Genomic DNA, 26,649 nt, shown 5'->3' with positions numbered 1-26,649 from the left:
TGCCGGCCGAGGCGCCGGTCAGCCGAAGAAGACCTCGACCTCGGCGTAGCGGTCCGGCGACACCGTCTTCAGCTCACGGGTCGCCTCGGCGAGCGGGACACGGACGATCTCGGTCCCGCGCAGTGCCACCATCACCCCTGACTCGCCTTCGTGCACGGCGTCGATCGCGTGCAGGCCGAAGCGCGTGGCGAGGACGCGGTCGTACGCCGTCGGCGTGCCGCCGCGCTGCACGTGTCCGAGGACGGTTGCCCGTGCTTCCTTGCCGGTCCGCTGCTCGATCTCGCTGGCGAGCAGCGCGCCGATGCCGCCGAGCCGGACGTGACCGAACGCGTCGACCCCCTGGTCGAGCAGTGCCATCGTGCCCTCCGCCGGCGTCGCGCCTTCGGCGACCACGACGATCGGCGAGTAGTGCGATGCAAACCGGTGCTCGATGTAGGCGCAGACCTGCGCGATGTCGAACGGGCGCTCCGGGATGAGGATGACGTTCGCACCACCGGCCAGACCCGAGTGCAACGCGATCCAACCGGCGTGCCGGCCCATGACCTCGACGATGAGCACCCGGTGGTGCGACTCGGCCGTCGTGTGCAGCCGGTCGATCGCGTCGACTGCGATCTGGACCGCGGTGTCGAAGCCGAAGGTGTAGTCGGTGGCGCCGAGGTCGTTGTCGATCGTCTTCGGTACGCCGACCACCCGCAGCCCTTCACCCGCGATCGCGGTCGCGACGCCGAGGGTGTCCTCGCCGCCGATCGCGATCATGGCGTCGACTTCGAGGGCGACGAGGTTGGCGCGGATCTGCTCGACGCCGCCGTCGACCTTGAGCGGGTTCGTCCGCGACGAGCCGAGGATCGTGCCGCCGCGAGGCAGGATGCCGCGCGTGGTCGACACGTCGAGCGGCATCGTGAGGCCCTCGAGCGGGCCTTTCCAGCCGTCCCGGAAGCCGACGAAGCTGTGGCCGTAGATCTCGCTGCCCTTGCGCACCGCCGCCCGGATCACCGCGTTGAGACCGGGGCAGTCACCGCCACCGGTCAGCACTCCGATTCGCACAAGGGCAGCCTAGGGCGCGCGGTAGCCGACGCCCTACGCTGCGGCATGACCTTCTCCATCGTCGCGACCGACGGAACGGCCTGGGGCGTTGCTGTCGCGTCCAAGTTCCTCGCGGTCGGCTCCGCCGTACCCGCCGCCCGGGCGGGAGTCGGCGCGATCGCAACACAGTCCTACGCCAACCTCGCCTACCGGCCGCAGGGGCTCGCTCACCTCGCTGGCGGGCTCGGTGCGAAGGAGACTCTCGACGCGCTCACCGCGGCCGACGACGAACGCGAACAGCGTCAGGCCGGGATCGTCGACGCCCAGGGCCGGGCTGCGTCGTACACCGGCAGTGGTTGCCATCCCTGGGCCGGCGGCATCACCGGCGACGGCTACGCGATCCAGGGCAACATCCTCACCGGGCCCGAGGTCGTCGAGGCGATGGAGCAGGCCTGGCTGGCGAGCGACGATCGCGCTCCGCTCGCAGAGCGGCTCCTCGCGGCGCTGACCGCAGGCGATGAGGCAGGCGGCGATCGGCGTGGCCGGCAGAGCGCCGCGCTGCTCGTTGCGTCGGTGGACGGCGGGTACGCCGCGACCTCCGACATCCAGGTCGACCTGCGGGTGGACGACGCAGCTCACCCGGTGTCCGAGCTGGCTCGGCTGCTGGATCTGCACGAGGTGCTGTTCAGCAAGGCCGACCGGTCGGAGTACCTCGACGTGACCGACGAGATCGCCGCAGAGGTCGCCGGACTGCTGACCGCGGTCGGCCACCCGCCGACCGGAGCGGACGTGGACTCGGTGGGGCTGGCGTTGTGGGACTGGGCCGGGATCGAGAACCTCGAGAACCGCGTGCTGCAGGAGCCGAAGATCGACCCCGTGGTCCTGCAGATCCTGCGCGACAAGGCCGCCGCAGCCGCGCAATGACCGTTCTCGCGATCGATGCCGGGACGACCGGCGTGACGGCCTTGCTCGTCAACGAGGACGGCGCGGTAGCGGCACGTGGCTACCAGGAGTTCCCGCAGCATTTCCCGCAGCCGGGCTGGGTGGAACACGACCCGGAGGACATCTGGCAGGCGACGCTCTCGGCGTGCAGGGACGCTCTCGAGTCCGGTCCGCCACCGACGGCAGTCGGGATCACCAACCAGCGCGAGACGGCAGTGCTCTGGGACCGGGAAACCCTCGCGGCCCCCCGGCGGGCGATCGTCTGGCAGGACCGGCGTACCTCGGCGATCTGCGACCGGCTCCGCGATGCCGGCAGCGAGGGTCGGGTGCGGGAGCTGACCGGCCTGCGGCTCGACCCTTACTTCACCGGCACGAAGCTGACCTGGCTGGCCGAGAACGACCGGGCGGCGTGGTCGGGCGTCACCGACGGCCGGGTGGTGATCGGCACCGTCGACTCCTACCTAGTGGCCCGCCTCACGGCCGGTGCAGTCCACGCGACCGACCCGAGCAACGCGAGCCGAACGCTGCTGTTCGACATCGTCGCGGGCGACTGGAGCGACGAGCTGTGCGAGCTGTTCACGGTGCCGCGCTCGGCACTCCCCGACATACGCCGGTCCTCGGGCGAGTTCGGCCGCACCGACCCGGCGGCGTTTCTCGGCCTCGATCTCCCGATCGCCGGCATCGCCGGCGACCAGCAGGCGGCACTGTTCGGCCAGGCCTGTTTCTCCGACGGGGACAGCAAGTGCACGTACGGCACGGGCTCCTTCGTCCTCGTCAACACCGGCGAGCGTGTCGTCCGCTCGGACGCGGGCCTGCTCACGACGGTCGCGTGGGACATCGGCGACGGCCTGGTCTACGCCCTCGAAGGCGCGATCTTCGTCACCGGCGCGGCAGTCCAGTGGCTGCGCGACGGTCTCGGCATCATTGCGAGCGCCGCCGAGTCGGAAGCGCTCGCAGCATCGGTCGAGGACTCCGGCGGCGTCGTCTTCGTGCCCGCGTTGACCGGGCTCGGTGCGCCGCACTGGCGCCCCGAAGCGCGCGGGATGATCCTCGGCATCACACGCGGCACGACGAGCGCGCATCTCGCCCGGGCGACTCTCGAAGCCATCGCCTACGAAGTCCGGGACGTCGTCGAGGTCATGACCCGCGACGCGGGTATCGCCGTACCGACGCTATCGGTCGACGGCGGCGCCGCAGCCAACGACCTGCTCTGCCGGCTGCAGGCCGACGAGCTCCAGGTGCCGGTACGCCGACCGGTCGTCGCCGAGACGACCGCGCTCGGTGCGGCATTCCTCGCCGGGCTCGCCACCGGCGTGTGGTCGTCCACCGACGACCTCCGCGACACCTGGCAGCTCGACCGCCGCTTCGAACCGGCCGAACGCGACGACGCCGGCTATCAGCGATGGCAGGACGCGATCGCCCGCCTCACGCGCTAGCCGCCGACCGCCGACCGCGCCGCCGATTGGCGACCGTTTCAGCACACAACGCTCCCTCCTCAGGCCGCGAAGTCGCCCAGGTGCACACGAAGAGGCACGCGTCGACAGGCGTTGTGTGCTGAAACGAAAACCCCAACCACCAATGGCTGAGCTCGACGTTTCAGCACACAACGCTCCCTCACAAAGGGACGACAACGCGAAGCAGCGCACGAATCGGCACGCGTCGACAGGCGTTGTGTGCTGAAACGGCGGCGGCAGCGGCGGGCGAAACGTCGGCGCGGTGGCGGCGCGGAGGCGCGGCGGGTTAGCTCGCCTTGCGTTCGGCGTACGGCGAGTCGGCGACCAGGGACTCGAGCGCGGCGGCGCGGGCGTCGGCGATGTCTTCCTTCGCCTTGGTCGCGTACTGGTCGACGTACTCCTGGCCGGAGAGCAGCATCAGCTCGTACATGATCTCGTCGGTGATCGAGCGGAGCACGAACCGGTCGTTCTCCATGCCGGCGTAGCGGGAGAAGTCCAGCGGCTTGCCGATCCGGATGCCGACCCGCATCACGCGCGGAATCACCTGGCCGGGCGGCTGGATGTCGAAGGTGTTGATCATTGCAACAGGGATGACGGGGACGCCCGCCTCGAGCGCCATCCGTGCGATGCCGGTCTTCCCGCGGTAGAGCCGGCCGTCCGGCGAGCGGGTGCCCTCCGGGTAGATGCCGAGCAGCTCGCCCCGCTTGAGGATCCGCACGCCGGCGTCGAGGGCGGCCTCGCTGGCCCGGCCGCCGGAGCGGTCGACCGGGACCTGGTTGATGCCCCGGAAGAACGCGGCCGTGAGCCGGCCCTTGAGCCCGCGACCGGTGAAGTAGTCACCCTTCGCCAGGAAGGTCACGCGGCGATCGATCTCGAGCGGCAGGAAGAACGAGTCCGAGAACGAGAGGTGGTTGCTGGCGAGAATCGCGCCGCCGCGAGCGGGGACGTTCTCGAGGCCTTCGACCCAGGGGCGGAAGATCGACTTGAGGACCGGGCCGATCGCGATGTGCTTGAGGAACCAATAGAACACCGCCCGCCTCCTCCCTGCCACCGCCGATCAGTCGATCCTAGCGAGCCTCGTCCCGCCTCGGTTCCGCCGAGCGCGTGGCACCATCAAAGGGTGACAGAGTTCGCGCCCAGCGACGCGGCGCCATTCGCGGCCGACGGCGACCGGGTCGGCGCGGTCCTGTGCCACGGCTTCACCGGAATGCCCGGGAGCCTGCGCCCGTGGGCCGAGGCGCTCGCGGCAGCGGGCCGCACCGTCCGGCTCCCCTTGCTGCCAGGGCACGGGACACGCTGGCAGGACGCCAACCAGGTCAGCTGGCAGGACTGGTACGCCGAGCTTGAACGCGCGTTCGATGAGACCCGGGCCCGCTGCGACCGGACCTTCGTCATGGGCCTGTCGATGGGTGGCACGCTCACGCTGCGGCTGGCCGAGCAACGCGGCGCCCAGATCGCCGGCATCGTCGTGGTCAACCCGTCGCTGTTCACGACCCGCAAGGACGCGAAGCTGCTGCCGGTCCTGCGGCACGTGCTGCCCTCGCTGCCGCCGATCGGGAGCGACATCAAGGCCCCCGGTGCGGTCGAACCGGCGTACGACCGGCTGCCGGTCAAGGGCGCGTTCCAGCTGGCCAAGCTGTGGGCGCTCACCAACGCGGACCTCGACCGCGTCACGCAGCCGCTGCTGGTGATGACCAGCCGCGAGGATCACGTCGTCGAACCGGAGAACTCGGTCCGGCTCATGGCGGGATCGGGCTCGATCGACAAGCGCCAGCTCTGGCTGGACGACAGCTACCACGTCGCGACGCTCGACAACGACCTGCCGCTCATCATCAAGGAGTCGCTCGCGTTCATGGAGGCGCACGCCGGCGGAGCCGAAGGCTAGGCGCGGCGATGGTCGAGCACGGTCAAGGCCCGCGGCCAGGATCACGCGACAACGGCCTGCGCTGCGCCGGGTACGTCGCGGTCGGAGACGTCGACCCGCGGGTCGCCGACGACCTGCTCGAGACCCTTCGCGCCGAGGGCATCGCGGCCTACGTCGCCCCCACTCCGGGGGTCAGCGGCGGCTACCTCGAGGTCCAGATCCCCTCCCAGCTAACCGACCGGCTCTACGTGGACTCGAGCCAGACCGACCGCGCCTCGGAGCTACTGGCGAGTGCGCCCGCCCGCTCCCCCGCCGTCCCGCCGCCGCCGAGTGACCACGAGATCGACTTCGAGCACGAGTGGCGGCACCTGGTCGGCGTCCTGCAGGCCGGCGACGAGCCGTCCGACCTGCCGTCGCCGCCGGCGCCCGACCCGGAGGTCGACGAGCACTTCGTCCCGCCGCCGCCACCGCCCCTTCCGCGACTGCGTGCCGTCACCATCGGCTCGCTCGCCGCGATCATCGCCGGCCTGGTCATCCTCATCACCGGGCTCGATGGCGGCGGCCTGGTCTGGCTCGCGATCCTCGCGATCCTCGGCGGCGGCGGCTCGTTGATATACCACGTGAAGGAAGGTCCGCCCACGGACTCCGGCTGGGACGACGGAGCGGTGGTCTAGCGCCCCTGCGCCACAGCTCGGCTCGGCAACGTACGACGGCCGACCCTCTACAGTCGTGCCGTGCAGTTCACGGAGACAGTGGAAATCACCGGCCATCTGATGGACTCGGGCGTTCTCGCGCGGGTGCTCGACGACGTTCTCGAGTACGGCGGTGACTACACCGTCGAGCGGATCGACCTCGGCAAGGCGCACGAGGACGAGTCGCACGCGGTGATCCTGGTCGGCGCGGAGAGCAACGACCAGCTCAGCCGGATCCTCATGCGGCTGCAGGTGCACGGCGTCAACCAGGTCGATCCCGGTGAGGCGACGACGAGCGAGGCGCCGGCGGACGGCGTGTTCCCCGAGGACTTCTACTCGACGACCAACCTCGAGACCGTCGTACGCCTGGGCGGCCAATGGGTGCCGGTCGAGCAGCCCGAGATGGACTGCGGGCTGCTGGTCTCGGGCAACCGCGTCCGCACCGTCCCCGTCAGCGACGTCAAGGCCGGCGACCGCATCGTGTGCGGTGCCAGTGGCATCCGCGTCGTACTTCCGGTCGAGGGCCACAAGAAACTCGAGGGCGACTTCGAGTTCATGAGCTCGACCGTGTCGAGCGAGAAGCCGCAGGCGTTGCTCGTCCGGCAGATCGCCGACCGCATGCGCGAGGTCAAGGGTGAGCACGGCCGGATCCTGTGGGTAGCCGGTCCGGCCGTCGTGCACACCGGTGCCGCCACGCCGATGGTGGCACTGGTCGAACACGGCTGGGTGGACGTGCTGTTCAGCGGGAACGCACTCGCCACCCACGACATCGAGTCGTCGTTGTTCGGCACTTCGCTCGGCGTCGATCTCAACGCAGGCGTGGGAGTCATCCACGGCCACGAGCACCACATCCGCGCGATCAACGCGATCCGCGCCGCGGGCTCGATCAAGCAAGCGGTCGACACCGGCGTCCTCACCGGCGGTGTCATGCACGCGATGGTCAAGGCCGCCAAGCCGTTCGTCCTGGTCGGATCGGTGCGTGACGACGGACCGCTGCCCGACGTCTACACCGACGTCATCGAAGGCCAGCGGGCGATGCGCGAGCAGCTCCCCGGCGTCGGCTTCGCCATCATGGTGGCGACGATGCTGCACTCGATCGCGACCGGCAACATCCTGCCGGCGTCGGTGCCGCTGATCGCGGTTGACATCAATCCGGCGACCGTCACGAAGCTCGCCGACCGCGGCAGCGCGCAGGCGGTCGGCATCGTCACCGACATCGGGCTCTTCCTCGAGCAGCTCGCGCACGAGCTGGTGCCCGACTACACGAGAAGCTAGCCGCTGTGCTGCCGGAGCACCGCGAGCACCGGCAGGTGATCACTCGCCCGCGTGGCGCTCGGCGGCGCAAGCACCTCGCAAGCAACCACATCCACCGCCGGACCGGCGAAGACCGCGTCGATCCTGCGCTGTGGCGTACGCGCGGGCGCGGTCGCGCCTGAGCCGGCGCCGGCGACTGCGAAGCAGTCCTGCATCCGCTCGCTGAAAACGGAGTACGCCGGACTGCCGGCGACATCGTTGATGTCCCCACCCACCACGAGCGGCGGGTCGGTGTCTTCGCCGACCAGCTCGACGAGCAGCGGCACGTGCCGCTCCCGCTCCGCGGGATCGGTGCTCAGATGCAGGTCGAGCACTCGCCAACGCTGTCCCGCCCGCCGCAGGATCGCACCGACCGCCACCCGCTGGTGGTGGCCGGGCAGTCGCGGCAGCATGGTGAACGTCGTACCCAGCACGTCGACCCGAAGCGCGACAAGGATGCAGAGCCCGCCGGGACGGTCGGCGGTCGCGACCACGAGCCCGCACCGGCGGGCGAGCGCCGCGCGCTTCGACCGCCAACGAAGGAAGCGCGGCGCCTCCTGGACGAGCACCACGTCCGGGTCGGCAGCGCGAACGATCGACGCCAGCGCGGTCACGTCATCGCGAAGCGACCGCACGTTGTAGGTCATCACGCGCAGCTCGGCCGCCGGTGTCGGTTCGCTCATCCCGCCTCGATCGACGTACCCGCCTCGGCGAAGACCACGTCGTGCGCGTCGGACAGCGCACCGATCACCGCCCGACGCCCACCGCCCGTCACGAACTCGACGCAGGCCCTGACCTTCGGACCCATCGAGCCGTCGGGGAACTCGCCCGCCGCGAGCAGCTCGCGCGCCTCAGTGACCGTCATCCGGCTGAGCTCGCGAGCCGCGTCCGTGCCGAAACCCACCTGCACACGTGACACCTCGGTGAGGATGACCAGCTGGTCGGCACCGACCAGCCGGGCGAGGGTTGCGGCAGTGAGGTCCTTGTCGATCACGGCTTCCACCCCACGGAGCTCCGTACCCACCTCGACGACGGGCACGCCGCCACCACCGGCCGCGACGACGACATGCCCCGCCTCGATGATCTGGCGCAACGGTTCGGCCTCCACCAGGCGCTTGGGCCGCGGCGATGCGACCGCCCGCCGCCAACGCCCGTCGGGCATCGCCCGGAAGACATAGCCCGTCTCGTGGGCGATCCGCTCCGCCTCGGCCTGTTCGTACGACGGACCGACCGGCTTGGTCGGCCGGCGGAAGGCCGGGTCGCGCCCGTCGACGACGACCTGCGTGACCAGACACAGCACCCGGGTCGCGATGCCGCGCCGGCGAAGCTCGGTGTCGAGGGTCTGCGCGAGCAGGTAGCCGATCTGGCCCTGGCTCTGGGCGCCGCACACGTCCATCGGCATCGGCGGCACCTGGTCGGCGGCGTACTCCTGCTGGAGCAGGATCCGCCCGACCTGCGGTCCGTTGCCGTGCGTGACCACGAGGCTGACCCCGCCATCCACGAGGTCGGCAAGCGCCCGTGCGGTGCGCGCGAGTGCCGCGCGCATCTCGTGCACGTCGCCGGCGCCGTCAGACGGGCTGAGGGCGTTGCCGCCGAGCGCGACGACGACGCGCGGGTGGCCCGGCTCGGGCGGCGCGGACATCAGGACCGGCGGGCCAGGTCCGCCGCACCGATCAGGCCCGCCTGCGCGCCGAGTGTGGCGGGAACGACGTCAGCGAGCGGTCGGTAGCCACGGCCGGTCAGCACCGCCGCGTAGGAGTCGCGCGCCGCGGAGAGCAACAGGTCGCCCGCCTCGGCCACGCCCCCACCGATCACGTACCGGCCGGGGTCCAGCAGCGCGGCGAGATCGGCGAGGCCCTGCCCGAGCCAGCGGCCGATCTCGTCGAAGCAGTCGACCGCGGCGGCGTCTCCTTCCTGCGCGGCCTTGGTGACCACCGGCCCGTCGATGTTCGCGACGTCTCCGTGGGCGAGCTCGAGCAGCCGCGCCGCGTCGGCGGGGCGCTCCTGAGCCACTTCGCGCGCGGCTCGCACCAAGGCGGTGCCGCTGCAGTACTGCTCCAGGCAGCCCCGATTGCCGCACCCGCACAACCGCCCGCCCGGCACGACCCGCATGTGACCGGGCTCGCCGGCGATCCCGAACCGGCCCCGGTGCAGTACGCCGTCGATGATGATGCCGGCTCCGATACCGGTGCCGATCGTGAGGACGATCACGTCCGGTTCCTGGCCGCCCGCACCGAAGCGGAACTCGCCCCAGGCGGCGGCGTTGGCGTCGTTCTCGACCACGACAGGGATGTCCAGCCGGCTGCTGATGTCGTCGCGGATCGGGGTGTCCCGCCACGCGAGGTTGGCTGCGAACAGCACCGTCGAGCGCGCGGCGTCGACGAAACCGGCCGCGCCGATGCCAACCGCGGCTACGTCGAAGTCCGAGCGGAGCTGACCGACGATCTCCACGACGACATCGACGATGTGGCCCGGGTCTCGGCTCGGGGTACGGCGGCGCGCGACCGCGAGCACCTCGCCGTCCTCGTCGACAACGCCGGCGGCAACCTTGGTGCCGCCGATGTCAATCCCGATCGAGAGCGTCACGTGGCCCGTCCCGGGTCGGCGGCCACTGGATCGGCCGAGTCGCCGTCGTCGAGGTCGACCCGCTCGACCCCCGAGTGACGCGGCGCCGGCTCGGCTCGCTCGACCACCGTGCGCAGGGCCGCAACCAGCGACGCGGATGCCTCGGCCAAGTGACCGAAGGTCTCCGGCTGGGTTCGCCGGAGCAAGCCGAGCAGCTGGCAGAACGGGCAGACCTGGCACTCGGCTGCACCGCCCGCCGACGGCAGATGCACGTCGCCGACCGCTCCGCGCGCCCACTCGCTGATCGCCTCGACCAACCGCGACGCTTCCTCCGCGAGCGGGCCGGGCGCGGCGGCGCTCACCGCGAGGTCCAGACGTCCGGGTCGGCGTGGAAGCGGACGCGAAGTCGGCCGTCGCGCAAGGCGGCGCCGTCCACCACGCACCGGCGCAACCCGCTCGGGAGCGCGATCGCGCGTCGGTGCGGCCCCACGGTCACCAACAGATCGTCGCCCTTGCGGACCAGCTCGACATCGCGACGCTCCGCATGCGGCAACGCAAGCGACAGCACGTACTCGTCCGCGGTGAGCTGCTCGACCACCATCGGCTCCGGCGTCTCCGTGGTCGTCAAGGGATCCACATCCGAGTACGCCGTCGTCGCGAGGTCGAGCAGCCCGCGGAGCCCGACCGGCTCGGCCGCGGCGTACTCGGCTCGCCAGACCGGAAGGCCGGGGAAAGCCGCCTCCACTACTGCCAGCTGGTGTTGCTGCGCCTCGACCCAACCCGATCGCCACGCGTCGTTGCCGGAATCCGGGAAGACCCGGTTGGCCACGACGCCGTCCACCCGGTAGCCGTAGAGCGAGAGTGAGGTCAGCGTCCGGCGGGCTTCTGCGATGACAACGGCCTCCGGGGTGAGCACGAGCCGGATCGACGTCAGCTCGGGGTCGACCAGCAGGTCGCGCACCTCGGCGAGCTCAGCCGACAGCCGCTCGGCGGCGGCGAAGACGGAGTCGGGCGGGAGCGGCAGCCCGGTCAGGTGGGCGACCATCGGCCGCAGGTTGCGCAGCACTCGACGCTCCGGCGGGAACATCCGCTGCATCCACCATCGCAGCGCGTCCGGCAACGCCAGCAGCCGCAGCGTCTCGCCGGTAGGGGCGCAGTCGACCACCACCGTGTCCCATCGCCCGCTCGCCACCTGCGCCCGTACCTCGAGCAACGCGAGCACTTCATCCGCACCCGGCAGGACGGTGAGCTCCTCGGCCTCGAGCGGATCGATCCCGCCCTGCTCGAGGATGTCGCGAAGGTAGTGCTGCACCTCGCGCCAACTCGCCTCGAAGGCGCGCTGCGTGTCGACCTGCTGGCCGTACAGCCCGGTGTCGATCTCCGTCGGCGCGGCGCCGAGCGGCAGGCCGAACGCGTCGGACAACGAGTGCGCGGGATCGGTGGACAGCGCCAGCGTCTTGTGCCCACCCGCCGCTGCGAACGCAGCCGTCGCCGCGGCGGTCGTCGTCTTGCCGACGCCACCTTTTCCGGTGAACAGCAGAATTCGCACCGGGTCAGGCTATGTGTTGGCCGCGCGCGAGTGGCGCCATCCCGGATTCAACTCGCGCTTGCTTCCACGCGCTTCTTCAGGCCCTTCAGCGCCGTATCGATGATCGCGCGCTCCGCCTTGCGCTTGAACATGCCGATCATCGGTACGGCGAGCTCGACCGCGAGCTCATAGGTGACCTCGGTTCCGTCCCGCGTGTCGCGCAGGACGTAGCTGCCTTCCTGCGCGCGCAACGCGCGGCCGGAGACGAGATGCCAGTCGACGCGGTCGTCGCCGTCCCAGTCGTAGGCGAGGGTGTAGGTGTCCTTGATGATTCCCGCGTCGAGGGTGAAGGTGGCCGTCTCGCCGCGCCCGTCCGCTCCGAGCTCGTCGACGGTCACCGACTTGATCGCCGTCGACCACTCCGGGTAGGCCTCCAGGTCGGCGATCACCGCCATGACCGCACTCTTGTCGGCGCCGATCACGATGCTCGCGCTGGCCTTGTCCACCACGGCAGCCCTCCTCGTCTGCGGAGACTCTGGACACTAGCGGGATCACGACAGCGTGAGGACGTACGGCGTCCCGCGTCCGCGGAAGTGCCCGACGTTCACGCATTCGGTGCGACCGATCCGCGCTCGGCGAACCAGCGGGTTGTGCACGTGCCCGAACAACACCAGCTCCGGCTGGGTCGCCCGGATCGCCTCGAGAACCGCGGCGCTCCCGCGCTCGAGCCGCCGGGCGCCGACGTCGTAAAGGAGCTCGGGCAGGTCGGGCGGAATGTGGCAGCACAGGACGTCAACAGCACCGACTGCGGCAACCTTGGCGGCGTATTCCGCGTCGCTGATCTCGAACGGCGTACGCATCGCGGTCTGCAGGCCGCCGCCGACGAAGCCGAAGGTCCGACCGCCGATCTGTGCCGTCTGTCCGTCCAGCACATGCACGCCGTCGCGCGCGAACTCGGGCCACAGCGCCGGGAGGTCGACATTGCCGTAGGTGATGTACGCCGGCGTCGGCATGGCGGCGAACAGGGCGGCGTACTGCTTGCGTACGGCGGACTCGATCACCATCTGCCGGTCTTCGCCGACCCGCTGCCAGAGCCCGCGCGAGAACTCCCGGGCTTCCTCGAACCGGCGTTCGGTGCGGAGCTCCACCAGCCGCTGCGCAGCGGCGGCGCCGAACATGTCCGCGAAGATCCCGCCGCTCATGTCGTCGTAGTCGATGAACAGGACCAGGTCGCCGAGACAGATGAAGGCGTCCGCGCCGTCGCCCGCACGCGCGAGCGCGTCAACCGCGCCGTGGACGTCCGAGACGACATGCACCCGCATGGCCGCAGCCTACGGAGCCGGCGGCCGGGCGGCCCGACGATCTAGAGGTGGCCGACCAGCGTGAGCAGCAGCACGATCACGATGATGACGACGGCCGCGATCCCGAGCCCGACGACCAGTCGCTTCGACCGCGACATCGTGGTGATGTCGCCGACCATCGGCAGGCGCGTAGACGGGCCGTCACTCGAACCGGACAGGAAGCCCGATCCGCACGACGGGCAGGTGTCGAGGTCCATGGCGACGTTCTCACCGCACGCCGCGCACGGCCAGGTCAGCGCCGGCTTGGCGGCGACCGGCGGCGGAGCAGCGTCGCCGGCAGGAGCAGGCGAATCCAGACCGAGCAGTGCGTCCGCGCCGGAGTCGAGCACGTCTCCACCGGAGCCGTTCAGATAGCTGCCGTTCTGGGCGGCCACCGCTACCGGGACCGGTGCCTCGACCGGGCTGGACTCGGACGAGGTGTTGAGGCTGTCGGGCACCTGCGCCGGCTCGCGGAGGTCGGCGAAGCACAGCGAGCACCACTGGGCCTGCTCGGGCACGGCAGCACCGCACGCGCGACAACGACGTTCGCTCACCTAGGACTCCTCGGCAGGTCCAGCACTGGACTGAATGGCGTAACCGGGCGGAATCGCGGGCCCGATCCGCGCGATCCCGTGACGATCTTGTGACCGGGGATTAGCGTGGCGGCACGATCGGCTGCAGGGCCGGCCGCACCGGAATGAAGGAGCGCCGTGGCTGAGTACTCGGTACCAGCGGATTTCGACATTCCGGACGATGCGAACCTGACGGACATGTTGGTCAACCGGGCCGAAGAGCAGCCCGGGCGGGTGGTCTTCGACCGCAAGATCGACGGCAGCTGGCAGCCGGTCACCGCCAAGCAGTTCGCCGACGAGGTCCTGTCGATCGCGGCCGGGCTGATCGCCTCCGGCATCGAGCCGGACGAGCGGGTATGCATCATGTCCGCCACCCGCTACGAGTGGACCCTTCTCGACTACGCGATCTGGGCCGCGGGCGCCGTGCCGGTGCCGATCTACGAGACCTCGTCCGCCGAGCAGATCGAGTGGATCGTGGCCGACTCGGGCGCGGTCGCGGTCTTCCTCGAGTCGGAGTCCCATCGACGGGCGTACGACGAGGTCGGCAGCGGCCTGGACAAGGTGCGCTACGTCTGGAGCATCGACGGCGGCGCGATCGACGAGCTGGTCACGGCCGGCAAGGGGATTGCTCTCGACGAGATCGAGCGACGTCGCCGTACGGTCACCGCGGCGAGCCTGGCGACGATCATCTACACGTCCGGCACGACCGGCCGGCCGAAGGGCTGCGAGCTCACCCACTACAACTTCCTGTTCGACGCGACGTCGACGCTCGACGGCCTGGACGAGTTGTTCGGCGAGGAACAGTCCACGCTGCTGTTCCTGCCACTGGCGCACGTCTTTGCGCGAGTGATCGAAGTCGGATGCGTCCAGAGCGGCGTACGGATGGGGCACACCGCCGACATCAAGAACCTGCTGCCCGACCTGGCGGCGTTCAAGCCGACGTTCGTGTTGTCGGTGCCGCGGGTCTTCGAGAAGGTCTACAACACGGCGAAGCAACGGGCCCACGCCGACGGAAAGGGCGCGATCTTCGACCTCGCCGAGGCGGTCGCGATCGGCTACAGCAAGTCGCTCGAGGGCAGTGCCGTCAAGCGCACCGCCTACGCGGTGCCGCACAAGCTGTTCGACAAGCTGGTCTACTCGAAGCTCCGCATGGCACTGGGTGGTGCCGCGGAAGGTGCGATCTCGGGCGGTGCCCCGCTCGGCGTGCGGCTGGGCCACTTCTTCCGCGGGTGCGGGATCCCGATCTACGAGGGTTACGGGCTCACCGAGACGACCGCCGGCGCGACTGTGAACCGGCCCAGCGACATGAAGGTCGGAACGGTCGGACGCCCGATCGCCGGCTGCACGGTGCGGATCGCTGAGGACGGCGAGATCCTGCTGCGCGGCGGCAACGTCTTCGGCGGCTACTACAACAACCCGAAAGCGACCGGCGAGGCGATCGGGGACGGCGGCTGGTTCCACACCGGCGACATCGGCGAGCTGGACGACGAGGGCTACCTCACGATCACCGGCCGGAAGAAGGAGCTGATCGTGACCGCCGGCGGAAAGAACGTCGCACCCGCCATCCTCGAGGACCGGCTGCGGGCCCACCCGCTGGTCAGCCAGTGCCTGGTGGTCGGGGATCAGCGCCCGTTCATCGGCGCACTCATCACGATCGACGAAGAGGCCTTCCCCACCTGGAAGACCGCGCACGGCAAGCCGGCGGACGCAACCATCGCCGACCTCGTCGACGACGCCGACCTGCGGGCCGACCTGCAGGCCGCCGTCGATGACACCAACAAGGCGGTGTCGAAGGCCGAGGCGATCAAGTCGTTCCGGATCCTCAAGGACGACTGGACGGTTGACAACGGCCGTCTCACGCCGTCGTTGAAGGTGAAGCGCAACGTGGTGCTTGCCGACTACGCCGGCGAGGTGGAAGCGATCTACTCGCGCACCCGCAGCTGACTGCCCACCATTGCGCTGAAGGCCGCGACGGTCGTCTCCCACGACCACGCGTCGCGCACCCAGGCACGGCCGCGGTCCCCCATCGCCCCCGCGCGCACCGGGTCGGCGAGCAGGCCGGCGACGGATTCGGCCACCTCGCCGGGCGAGGTCCCGTCGACCAGCTCGCCGGTCTGTCCGTCGAGCACCGCATCCACCGAGCCCCCCGACCTGCCGACCACCACCGGCAGCCCGCAGGCCGCGGCTTCGAGGAAGACCATGCCGAGACCCTCGATGTCGAAGCCGGCCGCGCGTTCGCGGCACGGCATGGCGAAAACGTCGCCGACGCCGTACCAAGCGGGGAGCTGGTCGTGCGCCACCGAACCGGTGAAGACGACGTGGTCGGTCACGGCGTGCTCGGCGGCGAGCCGTGTCAGCCGGTTGCGGGCCGGTCCACCGCCCACCAGCACCAACGCGGCATCAGGCACCCGGCGGCGGATCGCGGGCAACGCGCGGATCAACACGTCCTGGCCCTTGCGGGGCATCAGCCGTGACACGCACACGATCACCGGGCGGTCGGCCAGCCCGAGCTGCGCCCGCCGCTCGGCGCCTCCGGCGTCAGGACGGAAGTGGTCGGCGTCCACCGCGGGCACGAGCCGGGCCAGCCGGTCGTCGTACGGCGCGATCGCCGCAGCCAGCCGAGTGCGCGTGTAGTCCCCGAGGTAGGTGAGCACGTCGACGCTGGCAGCAATCCGGCGCAGCACGGACCGCGCGCCGGCCAGCCGTGCCCAGCCGGCCTCGTGCCCGTGCGTGGTGGCGACCAGCCGGTCGGCGCCCGCCTCACGCAACGCCGGCGCGATCAAGCCCAATGGAGCCGCCGCCCCGAACCACACCGCGCTGCTCGCTCGGTCGACCATCAACCGCGCCGCGCGGCGGCGGACCTCGGGGGTGGGAAGCAGCATCGAGGTGTCATGGCGAACCACGGTGAACGGCACGCCCGCGTCCCATTCCTCCCAGCCGCGCCAGCGCGAGGTCAGCACCGTGACGCGGTCGGGCGGCAGCCGGCTGACCACGCCGTGCACGAAGGACTGGATGCCGCCCGGGCGCGGCGGGAAGTCGTTCGTCACGACCAGCAACCGCGGTACGTCCCCGGCCGGGCTCAGGTCAGGACCGCTCACGTGAGCCTCGCCTCGACGTAGCGTCGCCACCCTTGCCGGAACTCGCTCGGCGTGAGGTCGAGGACCACGCGCAGGGCTCGGCGCAGCACCGCCTTCGGTCCGGCACCCGCACGGCCGACGAGACGGTAGAAGCGCACCAGCGCGGGCTGCCCGGCGCGCGCCGCGATGTACCGGCAGGCCAGCCAGGCCAGCTCGTAGGCGCGGGCGAGGTGCGGGTCGCCGGCATCGAAGGCGGCATCCGGCGGCAGCCGCCGGGGCACGCCCTTGGTACGCACCGCACGCTCGAGCTCCCGGGCGACCGCACGCAAGGCCAGCCCCGAGCCACGGAAGCCCACGTAGTCCGCGAACCCCTCCACCAGCCAGCGCGGCGTCGCCGCACCGGTTACGGCGCCGGTCGCGACATGGGTCAGCTCATGGGTGAGGACGACCCGCGCGCCGGTCCGATCCAGCGTCGGCCAGACCCGCGGGTTGATCACGATCCGGTCGTCGCTCAGTGCCTGGCGGCCACGTCGGGAGCTGATCTCGGCGCTCGTGACCGCAGCAATCCGGGCGAGGTCGCCGCGGTCGCCGGAGAGCTTCGCCAGCTCGGCCTCGGTGGCCGGGATCTCGACGACCGCGTGGCGGGCCCAGTGCGATCCCCAGACCGCCGTCACCCTCGGGATCGCGGCCTGCACCAGGTGCGCGATGTCGGTCATCGTGTGCCGCTGCGAGCGTGGCCCACGCACCACGACCCCGGGCAACCGGTAGGAGATCACAGACTCGCCGGAGCGCCCGATGGCGTGGTCTGTGGAACCGGGCGCGCGGATGGTCTCCCCTTGGGGTAGCGCGGTAGCCGCGCCGCCGGCGGCCGGCCCGGGCCCGCCATTCATGCGGATCAGCACGATCGCCGCGGCCAGCAGCACCAGCACCGCCAGCAGGATCAGGCCGCGCAGGCTCGATGACGGCCGCGGCGGCTCGGGCGACGACCGTACGGCGGCCGGCTCGAGCTGCGTGGTCACGAGCGGCGGCGACCCCGTGCGGCGGCCGTCTTGCGCGGCCGGACGCCGCGAGCGGCCGCGGGCGCCTGCACACCGATCAGGACGTCGTCCCAGGACGGAACCGCGACCCGGCCGTTCTTGCCGCGCTGGACCGGCTTCGGCGCCGGTGCCGCAGCCGCGGCCCGGGTCGCGCTTCGAGCGGCCGACGTACCGGTCGTGCTCTTTCGCGCGGTCGAGCGGGCTCGCATCGCCGGCTGCGGCGACCGGCGGCGGCGGGCCAGTGCCGGCTCGTCCGCACCGAGCCGGGTGGCGAGTGCGTTCAGCGAGGTGAGGACGCGGCCGTTGGGCTGCCAGAGCCAGGTAGCGGTCCGTGCACCGCCGCGCGCGCTGTAGCTCAGCGAGACGACCCAGGCGCCGTCGCCCCGCCGGCGGGCGGTCCAGCCGACCGTGTCCTCGCGCAACCCGGCGACCGCCGCGACCCGCTTGTCGACCATCGGACCGAGCGGGCCGCCGCCGGTCGCCCCGCGCGGGCGCTGCAGGACGGCGCCGCGGGCTTGCTCGACGATCCGCTCGCGCTCGGACAGCACCGGGCCGGCGTAGCGCATCACCCGCGAGATCGGCACGTTGGCGAGCTTGGCGACCGCCTCGACCTGCTCACCGGCGCGCAGCCGGGCCTGGATCTCCTTGGGCGAGAGCGCACTCTCGCGGCGGTCGGCGTCGTTGAGCGTGCCGCGCACGGCGGCGTTGAGCCGGCCGTCGATGCGGACCGCGTGAGTGGGCTTGGTCGCGCCTTGGGTGCTCGCCAGCAGCACATGGGTGCCGTCATCGCTGACGGCAACGACTTCCAACTGGCGCACGCGGACCTCCCGGATCAGGACCCGGTTGTCCCGCCCGTAAGCAGTTTGCCCTCTGAGCCTCGCTCGCCACAAGCCGAACTCGTCGGTCGGGGCCGATGAGTACGTCGCCAGCGGGTCGCTGGCAAGGCCGACGAGGTCGGCGTAGTGGGGCTCCGTCGGCCGAGGAGAACAGCGGGCCGCTGAGCCCGGCGCTAGGGGCGGCCGGCGTTGGTGGGGGGCATGTCGGCCAACGAGCTGATCTGCACGACCGTGCCCGTGTGCGGGGCCTGGATGATCCGGCCGCCGCCGATGTAGATCGCCGTGTGGTAGGCGGGGTCGCCGTAGAAGACCAGGTCGCCCGGCTCCAGCGCCGACACGGAGACGTGCGGCAGCATCGCCTGCTGACCGGCCGCGCTGTGCGGCAGCGCAACCCCGGCCGCTCCCCACGCTCGCATGGTCAGCCCGGAGCAGTCGAAGCTGCCGGGGCCGGAACCGCCCCACTGGTAGGGCTTGCCGAGCTGGGCGTACGCGTACCGCACCGCGATCGCAGCCCGCCCGCTCGCCGGGCCGCTGTAGGACGGCGGGTGATAGCTGTGCCGCAGCGACGTTTCGTGCTGCGCGACGGAGTTCTGCTGGCGCGCGAGCTCCTCGCGCTGGGAGGCCTTGAGCCGGCCGAGCAGCTGTTGCTGCTGGTGGAGCAGGTTCTCGATCTGCCCGCGGGCGTTGGAGATCCGCGCCAGGGTGGCCTTCTGCTGCGCGACCTGGGCGTTGTGGACGACCTCGGCCGCGGCGACCTGGCGCTGCGCAGCGTCGGCGAGTGCAACCTGGTTCGCGTCGTAGCGGGCGACCTCGTCGAGGCTCGAGGACTGCTCGATGAACGTCTGCGGGCTGCCGGAGGAGACCAGCGACAGCGTGGGGTCGAGCCCGCCGGTGCGGTAGGCGGCGCTGATGCCCGCGGCGACCCGGCGCTGGACCTGGGCGAGCAGCGAGCGGTCGTGCGCAAGCTCGGCGTTGGTGATCCGCTCCTGGCGCTGCAGCGAGTGCAACGCGGTGGTCGCGCTGTCGTAGGCCTCGGTGATCCGGTCGGCGCGGTTGTTGAGCGCGGAGATCCGGCTCTCGACCTGGCGCAGCGACAGGTGGTTCGACGGGCTGGCGCCGCCGATCCCGCTGGGTACGACGACGGCGACGACCGCTGCGGCGGCACAAGCAAGTACCGGGAGGCGGTAACGGGTGAACCGGCTACGGCTGGCTTTTGAGCCCTCGGGTGCAGACGGGCTCGAAAGAGAACGACTCGCCACGAAGGCGGCTCTCCTTCTTCCTCGACCGCCTACCGGGTGAGCTGACGGGTTCGGGCGGGAAGCTCGCCCTACGGTCACCAGCCAGCGAACTGGCTGGAAACCGATTCACCCCAAAGGGGAATGGGTCCCCGGCTCGGACCGGTGTGAACCGGCCGCGACTCGGCGGTAGCCACCACCCCACCGCCTGGCTGGCGGCGTAACGAAGTGGTAACTGCGGGTCACACTAGCCAGTCCGCCGATGATCGCCAAGCGTGCTCCCCCAACCGATTCTCCGCGCGTCGGGACGATTTTCACTCCTGTCACAACAGTCACAGGCGTGTCAGCCCGCAACCCTTCCGTCCGGCCCGGTCCGGTGCGCACGCATCCGCACCGGCGGCACCAACCCGCCGTCGGCGAGCGCTCGCAACGCCACCGACTCGTCCTCGCTCCACTCGAACTCGCCGCGGTCGACCGCAGCCGGCGCTGCCAACAGCACCGAGACCACACAGTCGTCACACGCGACGCCGCGCACTTCGCATCGATCGCAGTCGATGATCATCAGGCCTCCTTCACCAGCACCTGCGCGACGCTAGAGCCGGGGTCTGACAACTTCCGCCGAGCGGCCCCGACCGCGGCGCGTTGACCGGAAGTTGTCCGCACCCGCTCCTACCGTGACCGCCATGACCACGAGCGCGGCGCCCCCCGGCATTGCGCTTGGCCCGGTTCCGCATCAAGCCAGCTTCGACGAGCTCGGCGTGCCGCTGTGTGAGGTCACCTTCGTCGTCGTCGACCTCGAAACCACCGGCGGGTCGCCGCTCACCTCGGCGATCACCGAGATCGGCGCCGTGAAGGTCCGCGGCGGTGAGCAGCTCGGCGAGTTCCAGACCCTGGTCAACCCGCACTGCGAGGTGCCGCCGTTCATCTCGGTGCTCACCGGCATCACCGAGGCGATGGTGGCCGGCGCCCCGAGCATCTCTGGGGTGCTGCCGAGCTTCCTCGAGTGGGCCAAGGGATCCGTTCTCGTCGCGCACAACGCGCCGTTCGACCTCGGCTTCCTGCGTGCCGCCGCCGACCAGCTCGGGATCCCCTGGCCGGGCTTCGACTCGGTCGACACGGCCCGGCTGGCCCGCCGGGTCCTGCACCGGGACGAAGCGCCGAACTGCAAGCTGTCGACGCTCTCGCGCGTGTTCCGTACGACGACCACCCCCTGCCATCGGGCGCTCGCGGATGCCCGCGCCACCACCGACGTCCTGCACGGGCTGCTGGAGCGAGTGGGCAACCTCGGGGTCGGCACGTACGAGGAGCTGGTGTCCTTCACCGGCATGGCGACCGCGGCACAGCGCCGCAAGCGCTATCTCGCCGACGGGCTGCCGGACGGCCCCGGCGTCTACATCTTCCGCGACCATCGCGGCCAGCCGCTCTACATCGGACGCAGCCGGCACGTGCGGGCGCGGGTGCGGCAGTACTTTCTCGCCTCCGAGCCACGGTCGCGGATGGCCGAGATGGTCGGCATCGCCGAGCGGGTCGACGCGATCGCCTGCGCCCACCCGCTCGAAGCCGAGGTTCGCGAGCTCCGGCTGATCGCCGAGCACAAGCCCCGCTACAACCGGCGGTCACGGTTCCCCGAACGCGCCTCCTGGCTGAAACTCACCGCAGAGCCCTATCCCCGGCTCGCGCTGGTCCGCCGCGTGAGCGATGACGGCGCGACCTACCTCGGACCGTTCGGCTCGGCTCGCACCGCGCAGGCCGCGATGGCCGCCCTGCACGAGGCAGTGCCGCTTCGCCAGTGCACGCAACGCATCAGCCCGGCCCGCCCGACCAGCGCCTGCGTGCTCGCCGGCATGGGCCGCTGCTCGGCACCATGCGAGGGCGGGGTGAGCCGCGACGACTACGCACCCACGGCCGCCGCGGCCCGAGCGTTGATGACCGGGGACCCCCGGCCGCTGATCGAGGCGGTGCGGCGGCGGATCGCCACGCTGTCCGCCCAACAGCGCTACGAGGAGGCCGCAGCGCACCGGGATCGGGCGAGCGCGTTCGTACGCGTCTCGGCCCGGATGCAGCGGCTCGCGGCTCTGTCCGGCTGCCCACAGCTGGTGGCCGCTCGACCGGGGTTCGCGGGCGGCTGGGACCTCGCGGTCGTGCGCTACGGCCGGCTGGCGGCGGCATCCGCCGTTCCGCCCGGCGCGCCGCCGATGCCGTACGTCGAGGCTCTGGTGGCGACCGCCGAGGTGGTCGACGGCGGGATCGGCCCGGCGCCCGCCGCCTCAGCCGAGGAGATGGAGCACATCCTCGGCTGGTTGTCCGGACCGGGCGCGCGGCTGGTCGACCTCGATGGCACCTGGTGCTCGCCCGCGGACGGCGCCGGCGCACTGCAGCAGTGGCTGAGCGCCGCACCGGGCGGCGGCCGCGACTCGGCTCGACCGTTCGCCGACCGCCGCGCGCTGCGCCCGGTCCACCGCCCGGCGCGCGCGGTGGTCTGAACCCGAACCGCCACCCGCCCGTTGCGGTTTCGTGACGGCGAGCGCCGCGGTTCGCTGCTGCGCTCGACGGGTAGGAGCGCGATGATCTTTACCGTGGACGTCGACCTGAGTGAGCTCTCGCGGGCCGTGGGCCGCGAGGTGTCGACGTACGCCGTCGAACCGATCGAGCCCGACCTTCGGCTGCACTCGGTCACCGGCGGGGTCTACCGGGTGCACGGCGAGGACTTCTCGATCGTGATCAAGGTCGTCCGTAGGGGCATCGACGAGGATCCGGACGCGCTGTGGGTCTCGGGCGCGACCCCGGAGCACCGCAACTACTGGAAGCGCGAGTGGCTCGCGTATGCCAGCGGCATGCTCGACACCTTGCCCGGCGAGCTGCGCGCCCCACGCACCTTGCTCACGACGGCACCGGCCGACGACGAGTGCTGGATCTGGATGGAGGACGTGCAGGGCGTCCCGGGCCGCGAGTGGGAGCTCGACAACTACGACGGCGCGGCCTACGACCTCGCGACGACCCAGGCGGCCTATGCCTGCGGCCGCAGCGTCCTGCCCGGCGACGAGTGGTTGTCGCGGCACTGGCTGCGCGGCTGGGTCGACAACCTCGCCCGCTCGATCGGGTCCCTCGACGACGATGCCCGCTGGACCGAGGACTGGCAGGCGCCGATGGCCGCGTTGCGCAGCCGGGTCAGCGGGTTGTGGGCGGCCCGCGAGGAACTGCTCGCGATCGTCGAGAGCGCGCCGCAGACGGTCGTGCACTGCGACTTCTGGCCCACCAACCTGATCGCCGCCGACGACGGCACCACGGTCGCGTTGGACTGGTCCCAGGTCGGCATCGGCTCGCTCGCCCAGGACCTCGACCAGCTCACGCTCGACCCGGTCTGGATGCTGGTGTTGCCCGACGCGCCGCTCGACGAGCTCGAGGCGCACGTCGTACCCAGCTATCTGTCCGGCCTGCGAACCTCAGGCGTCGATGTCGACGAGAGCACGGCCCGGCGCTGGTACGCCGCTTCCGCCGCAGTGCACTACGCCCCGCTGGCCGCGATGTTCGCCGTCGACCCCGTCCGCGAGAGCGAGATCGTCGAGAGCGCCGAAGTGCGCTTCCGCCGTCCCTACGCCGAGATCGTCGCGACCAAGGCACGGGTGGTCGGCCACGCGCTGGAGCTGGGCGAGCGGGTGGCCGCCGGGCGGTAGGGTCGCTCCCGTGATCACCGCGATCGTCTTCGTCTCTGCGGCCGTCGACCGGATCCCCGAGGTTGCAGAGGAGATCGCGTCGCTTCGCGGCGTCACGGAGGTCTACTCGGTGACCGGCGAGATCGACCTGATCGCGATCATCCGAGTCTCGACCCACGAGGAAGTTGCCGACGTCGTTGCTGACCGGCTGAACAAGGTGGACGGCATTCTCGCCACCGAGACACATGTCGCGTTCCGGACCTATTCGCAGCACGACCTCGAGGCGGCGTTCTCCCTCGGGCTGTCGGACCCCGACTGACGCCGGACTCAGCCGGACGCAGCCGCGGCCCGGCTGGCGCTCACCCACTGGTCGAGCGCCGCACCCGCTGACCCCGAGTCGAGGGACTCCGCGGCGCGCGGGAGAGCCTCGCCGAGCTGATCCGACACCGGCGCGTCGGTCGGCCCGTCGAGCGCCACCAGAGCGGCGGCGGCGTTCAGCAGCACGGCATCACGGACCGGCCCCTGCTCGCCCTCGAGCAGCCGCCTCGTCACCGCCGCGTTGTGAGCAGCGTCCGCGCCGCGCAGCGCGCCGGGCGCGGCGGTAGCGATCCCGAGCTCGCCCGGATCCACCAGGTCCTCGCGCACCGCTCCGTCGGCCACCACCCACACTTGAGACGGCGCGGACACCGAGAGCTCGTCGAGCCCATCGGTGCCGCGAAATACCAGGGCCGAGGTTCCGCGCTCGGCAAGGACGCCCGCCACCACTCCTGCGATCCGCGGGTCGGCCACTCCGACCGCCTGGGCGGACGGCTGCGCCGGGTTCGTGAGCGGTCCGAGGAAGTTGAAGAACGTCCCGACGCCGAGCTCGCCGCGGGCCGCGGCCGCATGGCGCAGGGCCGGGTGGAAGATCCGGGCGAAGCAGAAGCCGATGCCGGCCCGCGCCACGCACTCCTCGACCGCGCTCGGCGGCAGGTCGATGACGACCCCGAGCTCCTCGAGCAGATCGGCCGACCCGCACGCGGACGATGCGGCCCGGTTGCCGTGCTTCACCACCTGCCCGCCGGCGCCGCGGACGACGAGCGCCGCGAGAGTGGAGATGTTGACCGTCGACGCCCGGTCGCCACCGGTGCCGCAGGTGTCGACGGCCGGCCCGGCCACCGCGATCCGGCTGGCGTGCGCGAACATCGCCCGGACCAGCCCGACAACCTCCTCGGTCGTCTCGCCCTTGACCCGCAGGCCGATCGCGAGACCGGCGATCTGGCCCGTGGTCGCCTCGCCGGCCATGATCTCGCCCATGGCCCAGGCGGTGTCGTCCGCCGACAGTGACCGACCGGCAATCACCGCGCTCAGCACGGCCGGCCAGCTGCTCACGACCGACCCTCCCCTACGTGCCGCGGCCGCTCAGTGCGCGGCGATGACCGGACTGTCGCCGGCCAGCAGCGTGGTCACGGCCTCGGTGATCCGGACCGCGTCGATCGGGTGCGCCACGAAGCCCTCTGCCCGTGACCACGTGGCGAGCCATGCGTCATCCCGGCGGCCGACGACGAGCAGGACCGGCGGCGCGTCGTCCAGCTCGTCCTTCAACTGCCGCGCGAGCCCCATGCCGCCGGTGGGTGCGGCCTCGCCATCGAGGATGGCCAGATCAATGCCACCGGCGTCGCAACGAGCGATCACCTCGTCCCCCCGCCCGGCCTCGACGTAGTCGACGACCAGATCGGGGGACGGCCGCCGACCGAGTGCCGTGATGATCCGCGCCCGCGTGTCCTCGTGGCTCGAGTAGACCAGGACGGTCACCGGCCGCGCGCCGCCGGACGGCCCGGAATCGAGCGCGGCAGCGGGGGTCGAGTGCTCGGCCATGCGGTGATGGTAGTCAGTCGGAACCGGTCGCGACGCGCCGACGGGGGTGGCGCGTGACCCGTCGGTGCCTGCTGGCAGAATCCCCCCGTGGCCTCCGCTACCGCGATCGAGCCGGCGCCTGCCCACGGCTCGCTGCATCGCCCGAACCTGGTCAGCGTCGGGGTCATCGTCTGGCTGTCCTCGGAGCTGATGTTCTTCGCGGCACTGTTCGCGATGTACTTCACGGTCCGCGCGGTCAACGAGCCCAACTGGCCACCCAAGAACGTCGTTCTCGACCTCAAGACCGCCACGCCGTTCACGATCATCCTGGTGCTGTCCAGCGTGACCTGCCAGCTCGGAGTGTTCGCCGCCGAGCGCGGCGACGTCGAGCGGCTGCGGTTCTGGTTCATGGTCACGTTCTTCATGGGCTCGGTGTTCATCGGCGGCCAGTCGTTCGAGTACTTCGTGCACAACGACTTCGTCATCAAGAGCAGCGGCTACAGCTCGGTCTACTACCTCACGACCGGTTTCCACGGCCTGCATGTGTTCGGCGGCCTGGTCGCCTTCGTCTTACTGATGCTGCGGACGACGTACGGGAAGTTCACTCCGGCCCAGGCAACCGCGGCGATCGTCGTGTCGTACTACTGGCACTTCGTCGACATCGTCTGGATCGGCCTGTTCACCGTCATCTACCTGATCCGCTAGCGAAATGGACACCGTGACCGCCTCCGAGACCCCGTTCGAACCGGGCCCGCGCCGCTCGTTGCGCCGCCGGCTCGCGCAGGTCGGGATCGTGATCGTCTCGCTCGGCATCATCGGTCTGCTCTACGCGAGCTTCGCGCCGACCAAGTCCGCCGCGACCAACGACGTCGCCCTGCAAAAAGGCCGCCAGCTGTTCCTGCAGGGCTGTGCCTCGTGCCACGGCTTGAACGGTCAGGGTGGCGCGACCGCCCCCAGCCTGATCGGGGTCGGGGCCGCTGCCGCCGACTTCCAGGTCGGCACCGGGCGGATGCCGCTGTCGGAGCACGGCACCCAAGCACCGCAGAAGCACGTGCGTTACAACGACGAGCAGATCGAGCAGATCGCGGCGTACGTCGGCAGCCTCGGGCCAGGCCCGGCGATCCCGACCAATCTGAACTACCAGAGTGCGGACGTCGCCTTCGGCGGCGCGCTGTTCCGGACCAACTGCGCCCAGTGCCACAACTTCGCCGGGTCCGGCGGCGCGCTCACCTATGGCAAGTACGCGCCCTCGCTCTCGGACGCCACCCCGAAGCAGATCTACGAAGCGATGATCACCGGCCCGGAGAGCATGCCGGTCTTCGGCGACCAGGAGATCTCACCGGCGCAAAAGCTGGCGATCATCAAATACATCCGCACGATCAAGACCGAGCCCAACCCTGGCGGCGTCGGCCTCGGCCGGATCGGCCCCGTGAGCGAGACAGTCGTCGCGTGGCTGGTCGGGATCGGCGGCCTGGTGATCATCACGATGTGGATCGGTTCGCGGGCATGAGGCTGCATCGATGAGCGACGAGCACCAGCCGGGCCAGCCGCATCGACGGATCGGCCGGCGCCATGACCAACCGTCCGCGCCGCGGGCGACCATGGTGGTTCCGGATGAGCGTGTGATCGGGGTCGAGCGGCATGACGACATCGATCCGCGCGAGGAGTCCTTTGCCGAGCTTCAGGTCGCGGCGCTGTTCGG

General features: G+C 71.1%; 29 protein-coding genes and 1 riboswitch. Of the genes, 12 read left to right on the top strand and 17 right to left on the bottom strand.

What is annotated here, in order from left to right; all coding sequences use genetic code 11:
* Positions 1–18: 18 nt before the first annotated feature.
* Entirely contained in the window at positions 19–1,044 is a 1,026-nt protein-coding gene (locus VME70_02155; GenBank protein HTW18996.1) for a 6-phosphofructokinase, read from the bottom strand.
* Between the two features lie 45 nt (positions 1,045–1,089).
* Between VME70_02155 and VME70_02150 the strand changes: the two genes are divergently transcribed.
* Positions 1,090–1,947: a DUF1028 domain-containing protein gene (locus VME70_02150; GenBank protein ID HTW18995.1), complete on the top strand. Its 858-nt coding sequence runs from the start codon at positions 1,090–1,092 to the stop codon at positions 1,945–1,947.
* On the top strand, positions 1,944–3,401 hold the full coding sequence (gene glpK / locus VME70_02145) for a glycerol kinase GlpK (protein ID HTW18994.1): 1,458 nt from the start codon (positions 1,944–1,946) through the stop codon (positions 3,399–3,401). The genes VME70_02150 and glpK overlap by 4 nt, the downstream gene beginning before the upstream one ends.
* Before the next feature lie 304 nt (positions 3,402–3,705).
* Here glpK and VME70_02140 read toward each other — a convergent pair whose 3' ends face one another.
* Complete coding sequence (locus tag VME70_02140) at positions 3,706–4,449, bottom strand: lysophospholipid acyltransferase family protein (protein HTW18993.1); 744 nt, start codon at positions 4,447–4,449, stop codon at positions 3,706–3,708.
* A gap of 90 nt (positions 4,450–4,539) precedes the next feature.
* Here VME70_02140 and VME70_02135 point away from each other — a divergent pair, with 90 nt between their 5' ends.
* Genes VME70_02135 through VME70_02125 form a run of 3 tightly spaced genes read left to right on the top strand, consistent with a single transcriptional unit; the run spans position 4,540 to position 7,250 of the window.
* The gene (locus VME70_02135; protein ID HTW18992.1) at positions 4,540–5,304 is read left to right on the top strand and encodes an alpha/beta fold hydrolase; all 765 of its coding nucleotides are present in this window, start codon (positions 4,540–4,542) and stop codon (positions 5,302–5,304) included.
* Between the two features lie 8 nt (positions 5,305–5,312).
* Complete coding sequence (locus tag VME70_02130) at positions 5,313–5,957, top strand: hypothetical protein (protein ID HTW18991.1); 645 nt, start codon at positions 5,313–5,315, stop codon at positions 5,955–5,957.
* Between the two features lie 60 nt (positions 5,958–6,017).
* On the top strand, positions 6,018–7,250 hold the full coding sequence (locus VME70_02125; GenBank protein HTW18990.1) for a TIGR00300 family protein: 1,233 nt from the start codon (positions 6,018–6,020) through the stop codon (positions 7,248–7,250).
* Here VME70_02125 and VME70_02120 read toward each other — a convergent pair.
* Genes VME70_02120 through VME70_02085 form a run of 8 tightly spaced genes read right to left on the bottom strand, consistent with a single transcriptional unit; the run spans position 7,247 to position 13,255 of the window.
* On the bottom strand, positions 7,247–7,951 hold the full coding sequence (locus VME70_02120) for an endonuclease/exonuclease/phosphatase family protein (GenBank protein ID HTW18989.1): 705 nt from the start codon (positions 7,949–7,951) through the stop codon (positions 7,247–7,249). The genes VME70_02125 and VME70_02120 overlap by 4 nt on opposite strands.
* Positions 7,948–8,910 carry a carbamate kinase gene (gene arcC, locus VME70_02115; GenBank protein HTW18988.1) on the bottom strand — a complete coding sequence of 321 codons (963 nt, stop codon included), beginning with the start codon at positions 8,908–8,910 and terminating at the stop codon, positions 7,948–7,950. The genes VME70_02120 and arcC overlap by 4 nt, the downstream gene beginning before the upstream one ends.
* Complete coding sequence (locus tag VME70_02110; GenBank protein ID HTW18987.1) at positions 8,910–9,854, bottom strand: ROK family glucokinase; 945 nt, start codon at positions 9,852–9,854, stop codon at positions 8,910–8,912. The genes arcC and VME70_02110 overlap by 1 nt, the downstream gene beginning before the upstream one ends.
* Entirely contained in the window at positions 9,851–10,195 is a 345-nt protein-coding gene (locus tag VME70_02105) for a DUF5304 family protein (protein HTW18986.1), read from the bottom strand. The genes VME70_02110 and VME70_02105 overlap by 4 nt, the downstream gene beginning before the upstream one ends.
* Positions 10,192–11,382: an ArsA family ATPase gene (locus tag VME70_02100; protein HTW18985.1), complete on the bottom strand. Its 1,191-nt coding sequence runs from the start codon at positions 11,380–11,382 to the stop codon at positions 10,192–10,194. Before VME70_02100 ends, VME70_02105 begins: the two co-directional genes overlap by 4 nt.
* A gap of 47 nt (positions 11,383–11,429) precedes the next feature.
* Positions 11,430–11,870 carry an SRPBCC family protein gene (locus tag VME70_02095; protein HTW18984.1) on the bottom strand — a complete coding sequence of 147 codons (441 nt, stop codon included), beginning with the start codon at positions 11,868–11,870 and terminating at the stop codon, positions 11,430–11,432.
* Between the two features lie 42 nt (positions 11,871–11,912).
* Complete coding sequence (locus tag VME70_02090; GenBank protein ID HTW18983.1) at positions 11,913–12,683, bottom strand: metallophosphoesterase; 771 nt, start codon at positions 12,681–12,683, stop codon at positions 11,913–11,915.
* Positions 12,684–12,724: 41 nt separating this feature from the next.
* Positions 12,725–13,255 (bottom strand): hypothetical protein, encoded by a 531-nt coding sequence (locus VME70_02085; GenBank protein ID HTW18982.1) that lies wholly within the window; start codon positions 13,253–13,255, stop codon positions 12,725–12,727.
* A 156-nt stretch (positions 13,256–13,411) separates the two neighbouring features.
* Here VME70_02085 and VME70_02080 point away from each other — a divergent pair, with 156 nt between their 5' ends.
* Positions 13,412–15,217, top strand: coding sequence for an AMP-dependent synthetase/ligase (locus tag VME70_02080; GenBank protein HTW18981.1), 1,806 nt, complete (start codon positions 13,412–13,414; stop codon positions 15,215–15,217).
* Here VME70_02080 and VME70_02075 read toward each other — a convergent pair.
* The 5 genes from VME70_02075 to VME70_02055 all read right to left on the bottom strand — a co-directional run bounded on the left by VME70_02075 (position 15,196) and on the right by VME70_02055 (position 20,020).
* A complete protein-coding gene (locus tag VME70_02075) occupies positions 15,196–16,371 on the bottom strand; it encodes a glycosyltransferase family 4 protein (protein HTW18980.1) in 1,176 nt (391 codons plus the stop codon). The genes VME70_02080 and VME70_02075 overlap by 22 nt on opposite strands.
* On the bottom strand, positions 16,368–17,369 hold the full coding sequence (locus VME70_02070; GenBank protein HTW18979.1) for a hypothetical protein: 1,002 nt from the start codon (positions 17,367–17,369) through the stop codon (positions 16,368–16,370). The genes VME70_02075 and VME70_02070 overlap by 4 nt, the downstream gene beginning before the upstream one ends.
* Positions 17,366–18,205: a septation protein SepH gene (sepH, locus tag VME70_02065; protein HTW18978.1), complete on the bottom strand. Its 840-nt coding sequence runs from the start codon at positions 18,203–18,205 to the stop codon at positions 17,366–17,368. Before sepH ends, VME70_02070 begins: the two co-directional genes overlap by 4 nt.
* Positions 18,206–18,396: 191 nt before the next feature.
* Complete coding sequence (locus VME70_02060; protein ID HTW18977.1) at positions 18,397–19,482, bottom strand: NlpC/P60 family protein; 1,086 nt, start codon at positions 19,480–19,482, stop codon at positions 18,397–18,399.
* Positions 19,483–19,493: 11 nt separating this feature from the next.
* Positions 19,494–19,657: riboswitch (cyclic di-AMP (ydaO/yuaA leader) on the bottom strand.
* Positions 19,658–19,801: 144 nt separating this feature from the next.
* Complete coding sequence (locus tag VME70_02055; GenBank protein HTW18976.1) at positions 19,802–20,020, bottom strand: hypothetical protein; 219 nt, start codon at positions 20,018–20,020, stop codon at positions 19,802–19,804.
* Positions 20,021–20,141: 121 nt separating this feature from the next.
* Between VME70_02055 and VME70_02050 the strand changes: the two genes are divergently transcribed.
* The 3 genes from VME70_02050 (at position 20,142) to VME70_02040 (ending at position 23,430) form a co-directional block, all read left to right on the top strand.
* Positions 20,142–21,941 (top strand): DEDD exonuclease domain-containing protein, encoded by a 1,800-nt coding sequence (locus VME70_02050; protein ID HTW18975.1) that lies wholly within the window; start codon positions 20,142–20,144, stop codon positions 21,939–21,941.
* 81 nt (positions 21,942–22,022) lie between these two features.
* Entirely contained in the window at positions 22,023–23,132 is a 1,110-nt protein-coding gene (locus VME70_02045) for a phosphotransferase (protein HTW18974.1), read from the top strand.
* A 10-nt stretch (positions 23,133–23,142) separates the two neighbouring features.
* Positions 23,143–23,430: an Lrp/AsnC ligand binding domain-containing protein gene (locus VME70_02040; GenBank protein ID HTW18973.1), complete on the top strand. Its 288-nt coding sequence runs from the start codon at positions 23,143–23,145 to the stop codon at positions 23,428–23,430.
* 8 nt (positions 23,431–23,438) lie between these two features.
* On the opposite strand, the gene trpD is transcribed toward VME70_02040, so the two are convergent.
* The gene (gene trpD, locus VME70_02035) at positions 23,439–24,482 is read right to left on the bottom strand and encodes an anthranilate phosphoribosyltransferase (protein ID HTW18972.1); all 1,044 of its coding nucleotides are present in this window, start codon (positions 24,480–24,482) and stop codon (positions 23,439–23,441) included.
* Between the two features lie 30 nt (positions 24,483–24,512).
* Positions 24,513–24,968, bottom strand: coding sequence for a hypothetical protein (locus VME70_02030; protein ID HTW18971.1), 456 nt, complete (start codon positions 24,966–24,968; stop codon positions 24,513–24,515).
* Between the two features lie 87 nt (positions 24,969–25,055).
* On the opposite strand from VME70_02030, the gene VME70_02025 reads away from it, so the two are divergent.
* The 3 genes from VME70_02025 to VME70_02015 all read left to right on the top strand — a co-directional run.
* Positions 25,056–25,652, top strand: a complete 597-nt coding sequence (locus VME70_02025) for a heme-copper oxidase subunit III (protein ID HTW18970.1) — start codon at positions 25,056–25,058, stop codon at positions 25,650–25,652.
* A gap of 4 nt (positions 25,653–25,656) precedes the next feature.
* Positions 25,657–26,457 carry a cytochrome c gene (locus tag VME70_02020; GenBank protein HTW18969.1) on the top strand — a complete coding sequence of 267 codons (801 nt, stop codon included), beginning with the start codon at positions 25,657–25,659 and terminating at the stop codon, positions 26,455–26,457.
* Between the two features lie 10 nt (positions 26,458–26,467).
* Positions 26,468–26,649: hypothetical protein (locus VME70_02015; protein ID HTW18968.1), on the top strand; the 182-nt coding region annotated here is incomplete at its 3' end.

This window comes from Mycobacteriales bacterium, from assembly GCA_035504215.1.
Taxonomy (GTDB): Bacteria; Actinomycetota; Actinomycetes; order JAFAQI01; family JAFAQI01; genus DATAUK01.
Note: the sequence above shows the minus strand (reverse complement) of the source record. Positions and strands in the feature narration are given on the sequence as shown.

Bases quoted from the DNA above. Each gene is read 5' to 3' on its own strand.
- arcC (HTW18988.1), bottom strand. From the start codon at position 8,910: ATGTCCGCGCCGCCCGAGCCGGGCCACCCGCGCGTCGTCGTCGCGCTC.
- VME70_02050 (HTW18975.1), top strand. From the start codon at position 20,142: ATGACCACGAGCGCGGCGCCCCCCGGCATTGCGCTTGGCCCGGTTCCG.
- VME70_02150 (HTW18995.1), top strand. From the start codon at position 1,090: ATGACCTTCTCCATCGTCGCGACCGACGGAACGGCCTGGGGCGTTGCT.
- VME70_02030 (HTW18971.1), bottom strand. From the start codon at position 24,968: ATGGCCGAGCACTCGACCCCCGCTGCCGCGCTCGATTCCGGGCCGTCC.
- VME70_02020 (HTW18969.1), top strand. From the start codon at position 25,657: ATGGACACCGTGACCGCCTCCGAGACCCCGTTCGAACCGGGCCCGCGC.
- glpK (HTW18994.1), top strand. From the start codon at position 1,944: ATGACCGTTCTCGCGATCGATGCCGGGACGACCGGCGTGACGGCCTTG.
- VME70_02045 (HTW18974.1), top strand. From the start codon at position 22,023: ATGATCTTTACCGTGGACGTCGACCTGAGTGAGCTCTCGCGGGCCGTG.
- VME70_02130 (HTW18991.1), top strand. From the start codon at position 5,313: ATGGTCGAGCACGGTCAAGGCCCGCGGCCAGGATCACGCGACAACGGC.
- VME70_02090 (HTW18983.1), bottom strand. From the start codon at position 12,683: ATGCGGGTGCATGTCGTCTCGGACGTCCACGGCGCGGTTGACGCGCTC.
- VME70_02120 (HTW18989.1), bottom strand. From the start codon at position 7,951: ATGAGCGAACCGACACCGGCGGCCGAGCTGCGCGTGATGACCTACAAC.
- VME70_02055 (HTW18976.1), bottom strand. From the start codon at position 20,020: ATGATCATCGACTGCGATCGATGCGAAGTGCGCGGCGTCGCGTGTGAC.